We start from the raw sequence: 17,049 nt of genomic DNA, 5'->3' as shown, positions 1-17,049 counted from the left end.
TAATGAAACGTTTAAAACAAATTATTAAAAGCTTCACCTTGTGGGAGCTCCTGAAGGGGCTCTCCTTAACTTTACGTTATTTTTATAAAAAGAAGATTACGATTCATTATCCTGATGAAGAGGTCCCTAGCTCATTTCGTTTTCGAGGTATGCTCGCTTTGCGACGTTATCCCAATGGAGAGGAACGCTGCATTGCTTGTAAATTATGTGAAGCTGTTTGTCCTTCTTTGGCCATTACCATCGAGGCAGCCCCACGTGCGCAAGATGGATCGCGTCGTACGACGGTTTATGATATCGATGCATTTAAATGTATTAATTGCGGCTTTTGTGAAGAGGCATGTCCTGTGGATGCCATCGTATTGACCCCTGAAATGCATTACAGCATTAAAAATCGCGGTGAAAATATTCTGACAAAGGAAAAATTATTGATGATTGGGGATATGTACGGTGAGCAAATTGCAAAGGATCGGGCGAAGGATAAAAAATATAGATAAAAAATATTAAGGCAAATAAATGTTTCCAATATACGAGGTCATATTTTTTATTTTTGCAGCTCTTTTAATTGCAGCTACGGTGATGGTAATTATATCGCGCAATCCGGTACATGCTGTCCTTTTCCTCGTGCTCGCATTTTTTGCTAGCGCTATTTTGTGGATGATGATGCAAACCGAGTTTTTAGCTCTAGTATTAATCTTCGTCTACGTTGGTGCGGTCACGACTTTATTTTTATTTGTTGTAATGATGCTGAATATTGATCTTTCTAAAACACAAGAAAAATTTGTAAGATTTTTACCTTTTGGTTTAATTGCAATGTTTTTATTAATAGCCACGATGATTGTAGTAGTAAGTCCACGTCGCTTTGGAATTGCTGCTGTTTCATTCCCTTGTATGTCTGCTAATTTTAGTAACGTTAAGGCCATGGGAAGTATTCTTTACACTGATTATCTCTATCCTTTCCAAATTGCAGCTGTCATCTTGCTTGTCGCTATTATTGCAGCAATTACATTAGCGTTTCATGGCCGCAAACCTGATGCCAAGGTGCAACGAATTTCTGAGCAATTGGAGGTTAAAAAATCAGATCGATTGCGATTAGTGAAGATGGAGATAGAAAAAACATGATCCCTCTAGGTTATTTTTTAATAATTGGCGCTATTTTGTTCGGCTTAGGTTTCGCCGGAATTATTATCAATCGAAAAAATTTAATCGTATTGTTAATGTGTATTGAACTTATGCTGTTAGCAGTTAATACCAATTTTATTGCCTTTGCTCAATATTTAGGAGTCAGGTCAGGGGAATTGTTTGTATTTTTTATTTTAACTGTAGCAGCGGCCGAGTCAGCTATTGGATTAGCAATCTTGGTTTTATTTTATCGCCGTCGTGGCAGTATTAATGTCGATGATATGAATATTTTAAAGGGTTAACCAAAGCATGATTAAGACTCTGACCTTAGTTACTGTTCTAGCACCTTTATTAGGCTGTTTGATCGCGGGATTGGGTGGAAAACCAATTGGGCGCCGAGGAGCACAATGGGTCACCATTAGTTTAATTACTATTTCCTTTCTAAGCGCCTTTTGGGTTTTTATGTTAGTGGTTGTAGATAGTGGTTATTATTATGGAACGATCTACACTTGGGGGATCAGCGGTGAATTTCATTTTACTGTGGGTTTTATGGTGGACTCCTTAACCTCTGTTATGATGTTGATCATTACCTTTATTTCCTTGGTAGTTCATATATACAGTATTGGTTACATGGCTGGGGATCTGGGTTATCAGCGATTTTTTTCTTACATGTCCATGTTTACTTTTGCCATGTTGATCTTGGTGACCGCCAATAATTTCTTTCAATTATTTTTTGGTTGGGAAGGAGTGGGGTTAGTTTCTTATTTATTGATTGGGTTCTGGTTTGAAAAAGAATCGGCGGCGATGGGTAGTTTAAAAGCTTTTTTGGTTAATCGAGCAGGAGATTTCGGATTTATTCTCGGAATCGCCGCTATTTTAGATTATTTTGGAAGTCTCGATTATCATACAGTATTTTCTGTAGCTTCAGGAATTTCACAAACGACAATCAGTATTTTTCCGGGCTTCCATTGGTCCATTCTTACAGTAATTTGCATTTTATTTTTTATTGGCGCCATGGGGAAATCTACTCAAATGCCTTTACATGTGTGGTTACCGGAATCGATGGAAGGCCCAACACCTATCTCAGCATTAATTCATGCAGCAACAATGGTAACAGCTGGGGTATTTTTAGTGGTCCGGATGTCGCCTCTTTTTGAATTATCTCAAGTAGCTTTGAGTACAGTTTTGGTTATTGGCGCCACAACCGCGCTTTTGACAGGTTTATTGGCTTTCGTTGAATTTGATATTAAACGGGTTATTGCGTTCTCCACGATGTCTCAATTGGGTTATATGATAGCGGCTAATGGCGCTTCTGCCTATTCAGCAGGAATATTTCATTTATTAACGCATGCTTGTTTTAAAGCTTTATTATTCCTGTCGGCTGGATCGGTCATTATTGCGCTACATCATGAGCAAGATATGCGTAAAATGGGCAATCTGCGCAAATATTTACCCGTAACCTATATATCTTTTCTAATTGGAGCCTTATCTTTATCAGCTATTCCTCCGTTTTCGGGCTTTTATTCTAAGGACGCTATTATTGAAGCGGTTTTCCATTCGACTATTCCCGGAGCTCAGTATGCTTATATTTGTTTACTTTTAGGAGCTTTCGTCACGGGTTATTATATTTTTCGTGCATTTTTCCTAACCTTCCATACTTCAGAACGAATGGCACCTGAATTAAAACCTATCAAAGAAACGCCTTGGAACATGCGAGGCCCTCAATGGATTTTAAGTATCCCTTCAGTAATGTTAGGAGCAATTCTTATTTACTGGATGCTCTATTGTGAGCCTAATTTATTAGGATCCAGTATTAAAGTTTTGCCTCGCTACAATGTTTTACAAGCGATGCGAGCGGAATTTCACAATGTTTTTTATACGGCTTATCATTCTGTTGTTACATCGCGATTTTGGGCTTCCGCTTTGGGCATTTTTTCTGCTTGGTTGATGACGATTGTTCGACCACATATTCCTAGGTTGCTGGAACAACGATTGTCTTGGTTACATCAAATTTTGGTAGCCAAATATGGTTTTGATACATTTAATTGGTTTGTCTTTGTCCGAGGTGGAAGAGCGTTAGCTAATTTCTTTTTTCGAGTGGGTGATCTAAAAATACTGGATCATTTTATCGTAGATGGTTCAGGACGAAACGCGATACGGGTGGCGCGATTAATGCATCGATTGCAATCGGGTTACCTTTATCATTACGTTTTTATAATGATTTTAGGTTTATTAGCTTTTTTAATTTGGTTGGTATTGGCTTAAATCAATAATGTTTGAACATATACCTTTACTGAGTACACTTATTTGGTTACCTATTTTGGGAGCTATTCCTGTTGCGATGCTCAATAATCCAGAGCAAGTAACTCAAGCGTGTGTATTAGCATTGGTTATTGCTTTAATTTCTTTGATACTTTGCATCCCACTTTACTTTAGTTTTGATACCACTGCTGTGGCAATGCAATTTACTCAGCATTTAAGGTGGATTCCGGCACTCAAAATAAATTACGACCTCGGCGTCGATGGAATTTCGATGCCGCTAGTGGTGCTCACCTGTTTTACTACTTTATTGGTTGTATTGGCTTCTTGGACGATGGTTAAGAAAAAAATAGGCCAATATTTAGCTGCCTTTTTGATAATGCAAGGCGCTGTGGTGGGGGTTCTTTCTTCGCTGGATGCGATGCTTTTTTACTTCTTTTGGGAAGCTATGTTGATTCCTATGTACCTCAGTATAGGTATTTGGGGAATGGAAAAACGTTCCTATGCCGCTATTAAATTTTTCTTATATACCTTTTTAGGATCAGCTTTATTATTAGTGACTTTGTTATATTTGCGTATGCATTCGGGCAGTTTTTATATTCTCGATTATTATCGACTGCATATGGGAATGACCATTCAAATTTTAGTTTTCTTAGGCTTTTTGGTTGCTTTTGCTATTAAAGTGCCGATGTGGCCTCTTCATACGTGGTTACTTGATGTGCATACCGAGGCCCCGGTGGGAGGTTCGGTAGTCCTAGCTGCATTGATGCTGAAATTAGGAGGTTATGGATTTTTGCGGTTTAGTTTGCCCATTGTCCCCGACGCCAGTCGTCATTTAGATTGGTTGATGATTGCACTTTCTTTAATGGCCATTGTGTATATTGGTTTTATTGCGATTGCCCAAACAGATATGAAGAAATTAATAGCCTACTCCTCTGTCGCTCATATGGGATTCGTTACCCTAGGTGCATTTATGTTATTTATGATCGTGGCACATACCGGCAATCGTCAAGACGCCTATTTAAGTCTGGAAGGAGCAATGGTCCAGATGATTTCGCATGCTTTTGGTGCCGGAGCGATGTTTTTGGCGTTTGGGATGCTCTATGAGCAACTTCATTCCCACTATATTGGCGATTTTGGGGGTATTGCTAAAACTATGCCTTATTTTGCTGCCTTTTTTATGGTTTTCGCAATGTCAAATGTGGGTTTGCCGGGGACGTCAGGCTTTGTAGGTGAGTTTATGATTTTACTCAGTACATTTAAGACCAGCTTTGGGGTAACCTTTTTAGCTGCTTCTACATTAGTTATTGGGGCAGCATATACTTTATACATGTATAAGCGCGTATTTTACGGCTCAATCACTAACGCTTCAGTTGCTGGGTTAACTGATATTGGCTTAATTGACAAAATTATTTTTATATTAATAATGGCAGCCGTTGTTTGGATTGGCATTTATCCCAATTCTTTATTAAATGTATTTCACACATCCATTGGTCAATTATTGCAAGAAGCCTTGCAATCGAAATTGTAGAAGGTTAACGATATGTCATCCACGTTACCAAACTTAATTCCTGCCTTACCGGAAATATTTGTATTATTTATGGCATTGGTAATTTTGATGATGGGTATTTTTTTTGTTAGATATTCGCAGATTCCTTATTATCTCGCCCAAATTACTTTAGTAGTAGTTTTTTGGTTAACATGGTATGTTTTTCCAGTAATCGAATTTTCAGCAAAGATATTTACATTTCATTGCCTGTTTGTTTTGGATCATTTGTCGGTTTATCTTAAGCTCTTCATTTATTTGGCGGTCTTTTTCACTTTTCTCTATGCACGGGAATATAATCAAGAACGTAAAATTCCCGCTACGGAATTTTATGTGTTAGGTCTTTTGTCCTTGTTAGGAATGATGGTTTTGGTTTCTTCGCATAATTTGATTATGGTTTTCTTGGGCCTCGAATTATTTTCTCTTCCTACTTACGCTATGGTTGCTATGAAACGTCAAAAAACTCGTTGTGTTGAAGCTGGAATGAAGTATTTTATTATTGGTTCCATCGCCTCAGGAATATTGATTTATGGTATGTCCATGGTTTTCGGCGCTACTCGCAGCTTAGATTTAACCGAAATTGCCGCAGCAGTAAGTCAAACTCCTGTCCATCAAAATTTGATTTTAGTCTTTGGTTTAGTATTTATGATGGTGGGTATTGCTTTTAAAGTAGGAGCAGCGCCTTTCCATATGTGGATTCCCGATGTTTATGAGGGAGCTCCAAGTTCGGTAACTTTATTTATTTCCACGGCACCAAAAATAGCGGCCTTTGCTATGGTTATTCGTTTATTGGTGAATGCTATGCCGGCTTTGCAGGGACAATGGTATAAAGTACTCGTAGTAGTTGCAATTTTATCTATGGGTATCGGAAATTTTGCAGCTATTGCGCAATCAAATATTAAACGAATGTTGGCTTATTCGTCGATCGCTCATATGGGTTATATGTTGCTTGGCGTTTTATGTGGGACAAAAGAAGGTTATGTAGCAGCTATGTTTTATATTATTACCTATAGTTTTATGACCTTAGGTAGTTTTGGGATGGTCATTTTAATGAGCCGAGGTGACTTTGAAGCTGAAAATATTAAAGATTTCGCTGGATTAAACAATCGCAATCCGTGGTTAGCTTTCATGATGATGTTGACTTTATTTTCTTTGACAGGCCTCCCACCATTGGTGGGATTCATCGCCAAGGTGGGTGTTCTTGATGCTTTAATAAAAGTGCATTTGGTATGGCTTGCGGTTCTTGCCGTTTTATTCGCCATTGTGGGCGCCTATTATTACATTCGAGTAGTGAAGGTGATGTATTTTGAAAACTCTGCTCTTCCTCTTGAACCTATTCAATATTCCTTCGAAATGAAAATCGCTATTTCCATTAATGGTCTAGCCCTGCTCTTTATAGGCATTTTCCCGGGTTGGTTATATGCTCTTTCGAATCTGGCTTTCTAATTTTTTGGACTTTTTGGACCTAGCAATCACTTAGGTGATGATTTTCGAAGCAACTATCCCATAAGTATCAAGTCATCGGTGGGCCAGTGATAGTTCAGAAGACTATGCAAGTATTTATTGCTTATGGGAACATTAATTTAAAAAAGGTAGCATCCTTTAAGAAATCATTAATTCCGATAAGATAGACTTTCAGTCATTGGTAGGAACAGAGGTCAACATGTCACGGGAAGTATTTTAAGTCGTTTTGGCTCAATGCTAAAACGCCATGGAACCGTTATTATCAATGGGGCAGCTACTTGCTAGTAAGCGTTTATTCCTTTTGGCAATTTTAGCTATCCCAGTGGTAGCTGGTGATGATGATCCATCTTATTCTCATGCAGATGTATCACATAATAATGACAAAATATTTCTACATTCGTTCCGGCTTAATGATAGGAACGGTTACAGGATGCGTAACTTCAATTAGAAAACAAAAAAGTATGTAAATGCCCACTACGAACTCCTCCAGCTGATGGGAAAAAACCCATGATTGTAGCTCCATTGCGCCTCCATTTATTACTATGATCGAACTACTATTTTTGTTGCCTGAAATTAATTTATGGCAATCCTTCTGTTGGGATTCAGTCCTTTATTTGGTGTCGCTAATATCCGTACCGCTCACCTTCTTTTACGAGGAAGGCAAGGAATGGAAATACAGCTCTTTTACCAGAAATCTGGAGGTGATTCCACAGTCACGGGGGCGCTCATCATCCCGGTGTCAATACGGTAGTAATTGATCGCTGATCCCAAGAGGGTCCGAGAACAGGCGAAATCCAGGAAGCGAGGGATGTCGAACTTGTAACTCGAAGGCTTACCCCTAATTTGATCCGCATTGTTATAAAATTTACGAAGCTTGTCATTTGATTGATTTATCTGTAATATAATACCTAAGTAATATTTAGTTAGTGTGACGTCGATGCGGGGTGGAGCAGTTTGGCAGCTCGTCGGGCTCATAACCCGAAGGTCGTAGGTTCAAATCCTACCCCCGCTACCAGAGATTTAGAGATAGATAAAATTCCATCTAAGGGTATGTTTTTAGATGAGGGGCTGTATGCCCTTTTTTATTTTTGAGGGAAAGGGGATGAGTTGAGCGTGAACACTACAGCGCATAATCACGCTTGCGGTGGAAGCACTCGGATTTGAGTTAGTAGTGGGGACGGCTATGAGCTCTCTCGACAAGAAGGACAAATAACAATGAGGACAAAATGTGTTGCGAGTGACCGTAGGTAGTCCTGCGAGAGTAAGTCTCAACGATTGCGCCAAAATCAGTCGTCAAGTGAACGCCGTGTTAGATGTCGAGGATCCCATCAGTGGCCGTTATAATTTGGAAATCTCCTCACTGGGTTTGGGAAAAAACAGCCTTTAAATACGCTTGATAATTACCGTCGATTTATGGGGCATAAAATGAAAATACGCTTGGTATAAGCCACGAGAAGGGCAACGCCAGATTTGCTGTGCGGCCATTATTAAGATGGTGGATGACGAAGCAAAGGTAACTAACTGTAGAAACCGACGATATGATAGTGAAAATAGGCTGGGATGAAATAGGTGGATTTTGAGGGCTGAAAAATGAATAAAGACATTCTATTAATAGTTGACTCAATGTCTAACGAACGTGGAGTTTCGAAAGAGGTCATCTTCGAAGCTATAGAAGCAGCCTTGGCTACTGTGACGGCAAAACGTTATGATGAGGATGACGTTAAAATTTGCGTATCTATTGATCAAAAAAGCGGGCATTATGAAACTTTTCGCTATTGGACAGTAGTGGAGGATGAGGAATCCTTAGAGTCGTCCGGTCAACAAATTCCCTTAAGCCGAGCGAGGGAGATTGATTCTGATTTGGAAGTGGGCGATGTTGTTGAAGAGTCTATCGAGTCGGTAAAATTCGGTCGTATTGCGGCCCAACAAGCTAAGCAAGTCATTGTTCAAAAAGTCCGCGAAGCTGAACGAGCAAAAATTATTCAACACTATGGGAAACGGGTGGGAGAACTCGTTATTGGAGTAGTTAAGCGAGTTACTCGTGATAGTATCGTCTTGGATATGGGCGAGAATGCGGAAGCGTTGTTGCCGCGAGAAGAGATGATTCCGCGCGAGGCTTTCCGGGTTAATGATCGTTTACGTGTTTATTTGTCCGCTGTTCGGCAGGATAAACGAGGACCTCAATTATTAGTAAGCCGTACGCGACCTGAATTTTTAATTGAATTATTCAAAATTGAAGTACCAGAAATTGGTGAAGAAGTAATTGAGATTAAAGGTGCTGCACGAGATCCTGGTTCACGGGCGAAAATTGCTGTTAAAACGAATGATGGTCGAATTGATCCCATCGGCGCTTGTGTAGGAATGCGGGGATCGCGCGTTCAAGCGGTTTCTAATGAATTGGGAGGCGAGCGCATCGATATTATTTTATGGGATGATAATCCCGCACAATTAGTGATTAATGCCATGGCTCCAGCAGAAGTTACGTCCATCGTAGTCCATGAAGATTCTCATACCATGGACCTTGCGGTTCCTGAAGAACAATTGTCTCAAGCGATTGGGCGCAGTGGGCAAAATGTTCGTTTGGCCAGCGAATTGACCAATTGGACGCTTAATGTCATGAGCGAAACCGAGATGGCACAAAGACATGAAAAAGAAGCCAGCAATATTAAATCTATTTTCATAGAAAAATTAGATGTCGATGAAGAGGTCGCGGATACCTTAGTCCAAGAAGGTTTTACTAGCTTAGAAGAAGTAGCTTATGTTCCAAAAGAGGAACTTCAAAATGTTGAAGGGTTTGATGATGAAATCGCAAGCGAATTGCAACGCCGTGCGAGCGACGTTCTACTTACGCAAGAAATTGCCAATCAAGAAGGATTAGGAGAAAAAGATTCCCTAGAAGATTTATTGACAGTCGAAGGTATGACGAAAGATTTGGCCTGTCAGCTCTTGTCTCATGAAGTAACGACTCGAGAAGATTTGGCGGAAAAATCAGTGGACGATTTAAAAGAGATCATTGATATTGATGAGGACTTTGCTGCTAAATTAATTATGGCCGCGAGGGCTCACTGGTTTTTAGAAGAATAAATAAGAGTTAATAAATTTAAATTATGGCTGACATGAGTGTCAAACAATTGGCCGACTTAGTACGGACAACACCGGAACGTCTTTTGGAGCAACTAAAAGAGGCGGGTGTTGCGATCTCTCACATCGACCAAACTGTTACTGATGACCAAAAACGCAAATTGCTTATGCATTTAAAAACCGCTGGTGGCTCCGCATCGGATAAAAAACGTTCAAAAATTGTTTTAAAGCGCAAGAAACTGAGCGTTGTCAAATCAGGAAAGAAGAGCGTTAATGTAGAAATACGCTCTAAGCGTGCATATGTAAAACCTGTAGAAATATCCGAAAAAGAAGTATTCCAGGAGCCTCCTGCTACTATCTTTGAAGCAGTCTTATCAAAAACAAAAAAAGCTGAGGAACGAGAAGTAGCAACTGCTGTGGAACCACAAGTAGCTCCTGAATCTACAGCCAAGCCAGAAGTTAAAAAGAAACCCGCTGAAAGCAAAGAAGCCTCTAAAAAAGGAGTGCGTAAAGAATCACGAGGCGGACGTAAAAACGAAGAAGAGGACGAATGGGAGCGTGAAGAGCTCCATATGTCAAAACTTGCTGAGGAACGTCGTCGACGTAAGCCAAGTTCTTTGGAGACAGATAAGGCTAGCTCAAGGCTTGAGCATAGCTTTGCAAAGCCAACTGCTCCCGTTATCCGTGAGGTAACCCTTCCGGAATCCATCACCGTAGCGGATCTGGCCCAAAAGATGTCTATAAAAGCGGCGGAAGTTATCAAAACCATGATGAAAATGGGGGCAATGGTCACTATTAACCAACGGATCGACCAAGAAACGGCGGCAATTGTCATTGAAGAAATGGGTCATAAAGCTAAGCTTATTAAAGATGATACCGTGGAAGAAAATTTGGAGGCTACTTTAGGAGAAGTAGCGCGGGGAACCCGACCGCGCGCCCCAGTAGTGACGATCATGGGCCACGTAGATCACGGAAAAACATCGCTTTTAGACTACATTCGCCGAACTAAGGTCACGACTACTGAAGCCGGTGGCATTACTCAACATATCGGTGCTTATCATGTAGAAACCGAATTAGGAATGATCACATTCTTAGATACACCCGGACATGAGGCATTCACCGCTATGCGAGCTCGCGGAGCGAAATGTACAGATATTGTAGTCTTGGTGGTAGCCGCCGATGATGGGGTAATGCCCCAGACTATTGAAGCAATCCAACATGCTCAAGCGGCGAAGGTCCCCTTAGTAGTAGCCATTAATAAAATGGATAAATTAGAAGCCGACCCGGATCGAATTAAAACTGAATTATCGAAACAAGAGGTTATTCCGGAAGAATGGGGTGGAGAAACCATGTTCCAGCCAATTTCGGCAAAGACGGGTGAGGGCATCGATTCCTTATTGGAGCGTATTTTACTTCAGGCTGAGGTGCTGGAATTGAAAGCTGTAGACAAGGGGCCTGCGCGAGGGATGGTAATTGAATCTCGTTTAGATAAGGGTCGGGGCCCTATAGCTACTATCTTAGTGATGAGTGGGGAGTTGCACCCAGGCGATATGTTATTAGTAGGTCGCGAATATGGTCGAATCCGAGCCATGATTAGTGATGACGGCCAACCGTGCTACCAAGCGGGTCCTTCAATGCCTGTGGAGGTATTAGGGCTTTCGGGTACCGCCACGGCGGGGGAAGAAGTGCTAGTAGTTCAGGATGAACGCAAAGCCCGTGAAATTGCGCGCTTTCGTCAAGGGAAATACCGCGAAATTCGCTTAGCGAAAAAACAAACAGCCCATTTGGAACGTGTCTTCGATCGTATGAATGAAGGAGAACAAAGTGTTTTAAATATTTTATTAAAAACAGATGTACAAGGTTCATTGGAAGCTTTGACAGAAGCTCTCAATAAATTATCAACTGATGAGGTTAAGGTAAATATTATTGCCAGTGGGGTAGGTGGAATTACGGAATCAGATGTGCATTTAGCTATTGCATCCGATGCAGTTGTTATTGGCTTTAATGTTCGGACTGATCTACCTACGCGAGCTTTGGTGGAACGAGAAGCTGTTGATTTACGTTATTACAGCGTAATTTACAACTTAATTGATGAAGTGAAAAAAGCTCTAAGTGGATTACTGGCTCCCGAATTTGAGGAAAAAATTATGGGCCTTGTCCAAGTGCGCGAAGTTTTTCGTTCTTCCAAACTCGGTGCCATTGCTGGCTGCATGGTTTTGGAAGGGGTGGTCCGCCGTCATTTACCTATTCGTGTGTTACGTGACAACGTGGTTATTTACGAAGGACAATTGGAATCTTTGCGCCGTTATAAAGAAGACGTAGCGGAAGTTCGTCAAGGTATAGAATGTGGTATCGGTGTAAAAAATTACAATGACGTGAAAGTAGATGATCAAATTGAAGTTTACGAAAAAATTCAAGTTGAGCGGAAGATTACTTAGTAATGCCAAGTCAACGACAACAGCGAGTGGCTGACCTTATTCATCGGCAGCTAGCCGAACTTCTCAAAAAGAAGTCCACGATCCCCGATTGGCCCTAATTTCTTTAACAGCTGTTTCTGTGTCTCCTGATTTAAAGCAGGCTAAAGTTTTTTATACATTACTCGAAGAGCAAAATCCCCAAGAAGTTCAGAAGGCTTTCCATAAAGCCACGGGTTACCTGCGACATTTGCTCGCAGAAGCGACTATATTGTGTTATGTCCCTAAATTACAGTTTGCTTACGATGAGACCATTGAAAGAGCCGATAAAATTTCATTGCTTATCAAACGAGCCATTCAAGATGATAGTGAGGAGTAAGGGACAAAACATTATAAGGCGGACCATTGATGGTGTCTTGTTATTAGATAAACCTCGAGGAATTACTTCTAACAATGCGGTGCAACGAATTAAAGATTTGTTTCATGCAAAAAAAGCAGGGCACACCGGAAGTTTAGACCCTCTTGCCGATGGAATGTTACCGATATGCTTAGGTGAAGCCACCAAATTTTCTCAATATTTGTTAGACGCTGATAAAACATATCTCGTAAAAATTCGATTAGGAATCCGCACAGCGAGCGGTGATAGTGAAGCCGAAATTATTTCTCAACGTCCTGTGCCTGAATTATCAAAACATGAGTTTAAAAAAACAATGACATCATTTCATGGGATAATTGAACAGACTCCTTCGATGTATTCCGCACTAAAATATAGAGGACAACCTTTATATAAATTAGCCCACCAAGGTATTGAAGTCGAACGTAAATCCCGGCGCGTTACTATTTATCAATTAAATTTGCTCGATTTTAAGGGGGAAATAGCTGAGCTTTATGTGCATTGCAGTAAGGGCACTTATGTAAGAACTTTAGTGGACGATTTAGGTGAAGCCTTGGGATGTGGTGCTCATGTAATAGCTTTACGTCGATTAACCGTAGTTCATTGTCTCGAAGATCAAATGGTTTCTCTAGCACGCTTAGAGCGAGAATATGAAAACCAGAATAAAGATCCTTTGGATAGTTATTTATTACCGATTGAAAGTATGGTTGCCCATTTTCCCGTCCTTAAGTTAAGTAACGCGACTGTTTTTTATTTGCAGCAAGGACAACCTGTAATGGTACCGCATGCTCATACCCAGGGCTTTGTACGGTTACGAACTCAAGCCAATCAATTTATCGGTATTGGAGAAGTGCTCACTGACGCTCGAATTGCTCCTCGGCGTCTGATAAAAAAACCCACTAATTTTAAACCGAGGACGATAGTGGCGGCGGAGTCCTGATTGTCGTCTTTTTAGTGGGCGGGGGTTTGTGTGGGTTCTTCTAAATCGAAATATTTTCCTAAACCAAGTGCCAGAATTAACTCAACTACTAGTTTATTCAAAACTGTAACCAATAAGACGAAGCAGAACTCCACCAATAAATAAAATCAAAAAGAGAATGAAGCTGAAGGAAGGTCGTAGGTGCGCAGGAAAAGCAATCCTGGTACAAAGCAAAGGTGATGAGAAGCACTATAATGACCGTCATATCACCACAGAGCCAATTTTACGTTGAGGAAATAATAATAAACTACAAGAGCGGATTACTGCGATCCATGTGAAACTGATGTGCCAGCGAATTGCAACTGAAATACTGATCCAACTTAAAGCAACAAGAAAGTCCAATATAACTGCAGGAATACGAATGTAGTGGGCAATTTTGTTAGCTTTTTCATTATGATATAATCGATATTCTGGTAGTTTTTGTTTGGCGAGCGACTCCATGTAAATACCCCTTTTATTTATCTTGATTATAAAACAGGAAACCGCTTCCCTTCGAAGAGCCATTGTACATTTACTGCCTCCTGTCAGCTTCCTATCCCGAGGGAAATAACTGAGGGATATCTGGTTGATTGACCTTGGAAAAGAGGGTATACTTTTAGTATCCGTCCCTTGATACCCTAAAGCATCGAAGATCATCTTGGAAGATGATTTACAGAGCGAGATAAGGCCATGAAAAAATTGCGACAATTGGTTCTACCTTTGTTTTAGTCGTCAGCTTGGCTGGGTGTATCCCACCAGGTCCACAATATTTCCGGCCCCATTATCGAAGTTACTGCGGCAATGCTGAGTTATTGGGAGCGGTGTTCCTTCACGTAGAAGGAACTTGGATTGATATTTTAGGCAGTGCATTGGTAGCAAGTGGCGTTATTGGTAATTTTGTTGGGAAACGAATGGACAAACAAGATCCAATTAGTATGACGAATGCGATGACTCGTACGCCGAATAGGTCGTGAAGCTAGTTGGACGAATAGCTACGACGTAACGTGCGTTTGTTCGGTCTGTACATGAAATACCATCGTGGCTCACGCTATTGCTTTGAATATCAAAGCACCGTAAAAGTAGGTGGCTAAGTTCATAATGCTTTCGGAACATCTTGCCGGATACCGGGTGGTCAATGGAAATTGATGAGTTAATTTTCATTATTGATTAGTTAATTTTCATTTGAAATACTTCCTCTTCCCTCTGAAAAGAGGGGAGAAATTATTTATGCTGGAGATTCTTGAAACCTTTCCCACAATCCGACTACGGAGATTATGTCAACACCCTAGTTTGCGAAAATTAATTGCTGAACATCAAGTCTCGATCAACGATTTAGTTTTACCTTTATTTATCTGTAGTGGTAACGATATAAAAAATCCAATTGTTTCTATGCCAGGACATTACCAATGGAGTATGGATCGATTGGATGAAGAAATTGAAGCAGTTACCGCATTAAAAATTTCTGTTGTTATTTTATTTGGAATTCCTGACCGAAAGGATGCGCTCAGTTCAACCGCTTTCCAAACGGAAGGCGTCATTGAACGCGCTATTCAACGCATCAAGGTGCAAGCTCCTCAGCTCTTACTTATTGTTGATGTATGTTTTTGTGAATATACCAATCATGGTCATTGTGGTGTTGTCGTTATCAAAATAGTCGAGGTCATCATGATGTCAATGATGACCAAACCAATAATGAATTATTAATTAAACAGGAAATTAAAACAGGCAATTAGCTTAGTTTAAGCTGGTGCTGATGTATGTGGTTGCTCCCAGCGGTATGATGGATGGCATGGTTAAGGCAATTCGAGACACGGTTTAGATAAAGTGGGATTTACGGGATATTCCTATTTTCTATTTTTAAATTACGTGATTAAATACGCATCCAGTTTGTATGGACCTTTTCATGAAGCAGCTGAAGGAGCTCCACCAATTTAGGGATCGTAAAACTTATCAAATGGAACCCCGTTAATTTGAGTTCCGCACTGCGTGAGGCAGAACTTGATAGTGTGCGGAAAGGGTAGATTTTATGAATGGTAAAACCTGCTTAAATGTATTTGAATATTATTTATCGAATTAAATAGCGTTTTCCTCAGATCCTGTTGGGCGCGTGTCAAGTTAGCTGAAAATTTGGAATGATTAAAGCGGCTGAGATTCAAGGATGGCTGGATGAAACTGCGGCTATGGTAGAAAATTTAGTGGCAATTAAACGGGCCGGAAGATTTTATTATTACTTATTTCGCAAAAGAGCTTGCTAAAGTTTTAAACCAGGATTAGCCTAAAATCTTAGTGTGAAGTTTTTTCTGCTTTAGGTTTTTTCCTTTAGTTAATTCAAGAGGAACAATGGCAAAAAACAAAATAATTTTTTCTTGCCAAAGCTGTGGCGCGCAATATGCGCAATGGCAAGGTCAATGCCGAGACTGTGGAGAGTGGAATACTATTCTTAATAGAGTGGCTGTAAAAAAGTCCTCCCCTTCTCAGACGTTAGGGTTTTCTTGGATTTCTTCAATTCCTACTCTGCTGAGCAATGTGAATATGCAATCCCAACCACGTTTATCGACGGGCCTTGCGGAATTTGATCACGTATTGGGAGGCGGGTTAGTTTCCGATTCAGTTGTCTTAATCGGCGGCGACCCTGGAATAGGCAAATCTACTTTGTTGCTGCAAATTTTATGTCAAATTGGGAATAACTATTCAACTTTATACATTACGGGCGAGGAGTCGCTGCAACAAATTGCTGTGCGTGCACAGCGGCTACAATTACCTCAAGATAAATTAACTTTATTAGCGGAAACGCACGTCGAACAAATTTTATCTTTAACCGAAAAATTACATCCCCAAGTGATGGTTGTTGATTCCATTCAAACGGTTTATACCAACAGTGTACCTTCTGCTCCCGGAGGAGTTAGCCAAGTACGAGAAAGTGCAGCACGTCTTGTGCAATTCACAAAACAAAAGGGAATTGCTTTATTCATTGTGGGTCATGTCACTAAGGAAGGGGCTATCGCCGGACCACGAGTTCTAGAACACATGGTAGATGCGGTTCTTTATTTTGAAGAAAAAAATGATAGTCGTTTTCGGATTATTCGTGCTGTAAAAAATCGGTTTGGGGCGGTGAATGAAATTGGTGTGTTTGCTATGACTCATTCGGGGTTAAAACAGGTAAACAATCCTTCCGCTATTTTTCTCTCAAGATATGAAATGCCAGTTTCTGGAAGTGTAATTACAGTCACGTGGGAAGGAAGTCGCCCCTTGTTGGTAGAAGTACAAGCCTTAGTGGATGAAAGTCATTTAGCAAATCCTCGCCGGGTAAGCGTGGGTTTAGAACAGAATCGTTTATCCATGCTGTTAGCCACCTTGCATCGTCACGGTGGAGTCGCTACTTATAATCAAGATATTTTCGTTAATGCTGTGGGTGGCTTGCGGATTACTGAAACCGGCGCGGATTTGGCCATTTTATTGGCTGTACTTTCGAGTTTACGTAATAAACCCATGGCTTCCGATTTAATTGCGTTTGGAGAAGTGGGGTTAGCAGGAGAAATTCGTCCCGTTCAAAGCGGGCAAGACCGCATTAAGGAAGCTGCAAAACATGGTTTCAAACGCGCGATTGTTCCTAAAGCAAATGCTCCCAAGTTTCCTTCAGAAGAAATGGAAATTATCGCAACGGATAAATTACAGACTGTTTTGGAAAAAATTTAGAATCCAAAAAATGTGGTAATTACGTGCTTTTCCTTTTCCCAGTAATTTTCTTTATTGATGTGAATTAGTTCTGCTAGACATAATCCACTGCCCCTTCAGCAACTATCGCTATTTAATT

16 protein-coding genes, 1 tRNA gene and 1 pseudogene are annotated in these 17,049 nt (G+C 40.6%); 17 read left to right on the top strand and 1 reads right to left on the bottom strand.

The features are described 5' to 3' along the window. Window positions 1-2: 2 nt before the first annotated feature. The 12 genes and pseudogenes from nuoI to truB all read left to right on the top strand — a co-directional run bounded on the left by nuoI (window position 3) and on the right by truB (window position 13,217). The gene (gene nuoI / locus MRH55_RS06840; protein ID WP_304985431.1) at window positions 3-494 is read left to right on the top strand and encodes an NADH-quinone oxidoreductase subunit NuoI; all 492 of its coding nucleotides are present in this window, start codon (window positions 3-5) and stop codon (window positions 492-494) included. A 19-nt stretch (window positions 495-513) separates the two neighbouring features. Continuing rightward, a complete protein-coding gene (locus tag MRH55_RS06835; RefSeq protein WP_304985430.1) occupies window positions 514-1,119 on the top strand; it encodes an NADH-quinone oxidoreductase subunit J in 606 nt (201 codons plus the stop codon). Continuing rightward, the gene (nuoK, locus tag MRH55_RS06830) at window positions 1,116-1,421 is read left to right on the top strand and encodes an NADH-quinone oxidoreductase subunit NuoK (RefSeq protein WP_304985429.1); all 306 of its coding nucleotides are present in this window, start codon (window positions 1,116-1,118) and stop codon (window positions 1,419-1,421) included. Before MRH55_RS06835 ends, nuoK begins: the two co-directional genes overlap by 4 nt. Window positions 1,422-1,428: 7 nt before the next feature. Beyond that, window positions 1,429-3,384 carry an NADH-quinone oxidoreductase subunit L gene (gene nuoL / locus MRH55_RS06825; RefSeq protein WP_304985428.1) on the top strand — a complete coding sequence of 652 codons (1,956 nt, stop codon included), beginning with the start codon at window positions 1,429-1,431 and terminating at the stop codon, window positions 3,382-3,384. A gap of 4 nt (window positions 3,385-3,388) precedes the next feature. Beyond that, on the top strand, window positions 3,389-4,909 hold the full coding sequence (locus MRH55_RS06820) for a complex I subunit 4 family protein (protein WP_304986166.1): 1,521 nt from the start codon (window positions 3,389-3,391) through the stop codon (window positions 4,907-4,909). Between the two features lie 12 nt (window positions 4,910-4,921). Next, window positions 4,922-6,370 (top strand): NADH-quinone oxidoreductase subunit NuoN, encoded by a 1,449-nt coding sequence (nuoN, locus tag MRH55_RS06815; RefSeq protein WP_304985427.1) that lies wholly within the window; start codon window positions 4,922-4,924, stop codon window positions 6,368-6,370. Between the two features lie 956 nt (window positions 6,371-7,326). After that, window positions 7,327-7,403, top strand: a tRNA-Met gene (locus tag MRH55_RS06810). 213 nt (window positions 7,404-7,616) lie between these two features. Further along, window positions 7,617-7,775 (top strand): LSm family protein, encoded by a 159-nt coding sequence (locus MRH55_RS06805; RefSeq protein ID WP_304985426.1) that lies wholly within the window; start codon window positions 7,617-7,619, stop codon window positions 7,773-7,775. Window positions 7,776-7,978: 203 nt separating this feature from the next. Beyond that, window positions 7,979-9,472: a transcription termination factor NusA gene (nusA, locus tag MRH55_RS06800; protein ID WP_304985425.1), complete on the top strand. Its 1,494-nt coding sequence runs from the start codon at window positions 7,979-7,981 to the stop codon at window positions 9,470-9,472. 23 nt (window positions 9,473-9,495) lie between these two features. Next, on the top strand, window positions 9,496-11,907 hold the full coding sequence (infB, locus tag MRH55_RS06795; protein ID WP_304985424.1) for a translation initiation factor IF-2: 2,412 nt from the start codon (window positions 9,496-9,498) through the stop codon (window positions 11,905-11,907). 2 nt (window positions 11,908-11,909) lie between these two features. After that, window positions 11,910-12,262 (top strand): annotated as a pseudogene (rbfA, locus tag MRH55_RS06790) (30S ribosome-binding factor RbfA). Beyond that, window positions 12,246-13,217 carry a tRNA pseudouridine(55) synthase TruB gene (gene truB, locus MRH55_RS06785; RefSeq protein ID WP_304985423.1) on the top strand — a complete coding sequence of 324 codons (972 nt, stop codon included), beginning with the start codon at window positions 12,246-12,248 and terminating at the stop codon, window positions 13,215-13,217. Before rbfA ends, truB begins: the two are co-directional and overlap by 17 nt. A gap of 240 nt (window positions 13,218-13,457) precedes the next feature. On the opposite strand, the gene MRH55_RS06780 is transcribed toward truB, so the two are convergent. After that, on the bottom strand, window positions 13,458-13,697 hold the full coding sequence (locus tag MRH55_RS06780; protein ID WP_304985422.1) for an Mpo1-like protein: 240 nt from the start codon (window positions 13,695-13,697) through the stop codon (window positions 13,458-13,460). Between the two features lie 275 nt (window positions 13,698-13,972). Here MRH55_RS06780 and MRH55_RS06775 point away from each other — a divergent pair, with 275 nt between their 5' ends. From MRH55_RS06775 to radA, 5 genes are all read left to right on the top strand, one after another. Further along, window positions 13,973-14,209 (top strand): hypothetical protein, encoded by a 237-nt coding sequence (locus MRH55_RS06775; protein ID WP_304985421.1) that lies wholly within the window; start codon window positions 13,973-13,975, stop codon window positions 14,207-14,209. 253 nt (window positions 14,210-14,462) lie between these two features. Further along, window positions 14,463-14,939, top strand: coding sequence for a porphobilinogen synthase (locus MRH55_RS06770; protein WP_304985420.1), 477 nt, complete (start codon window positions 14,463-14,465; stop codon window positions 14,937-14,939). A gap of 120 nt (window positions 14,940-15,059) precedes the next feature. Next, entirely contained in the window at window positions 15,060-15,170 is a 111-nt protein-coding gene (locus MRH55_RS06765) for a porphobilinogen synthase (protein WP_304985419.1), read from the top strand. Between the two features lie 197 nt (window positions 15,171-15,367). Further along, a complete protein-coding gene (locus MRH55_RS06760) occupies window positions 15,368-15,490 on the top strand; it encodes a porphobilinogen synthase (RefSeq protein ID WP_304985418.1) in 123 nt (40 codons plus the stop codon). 85 nt (window positions 15,491-15,575) lie between these two features. After that, window positions 15,576-16,931, top strand: coding sequence for a DNA repair protein RadA (gene radA / locus MRH55_RS06755; protein ID WP_304985417.1), 1,356 nt, complete (start codon window positions 15,576-15,578; stop codon window positions 16,929-16,931). Window positions 16,932-17,049: the final 118 nt, after the last annotated feature.

The sequence above is a fragment of the Coxiella-like endosymbiont genome, from assembly GCF_030643785.1.
In the GTDB taxonomy this organism is placed as follows: Bacteria; Pseudomonadota; Gammaproteobacteria; order Coxiellales; family Coxiellaceae; genus Coxiella.
The sequence above is the reverse complement of the archived record's forward strand: the minus strand, read 5'-3'. Positions and strand labels throughout refer to the sequence as shown.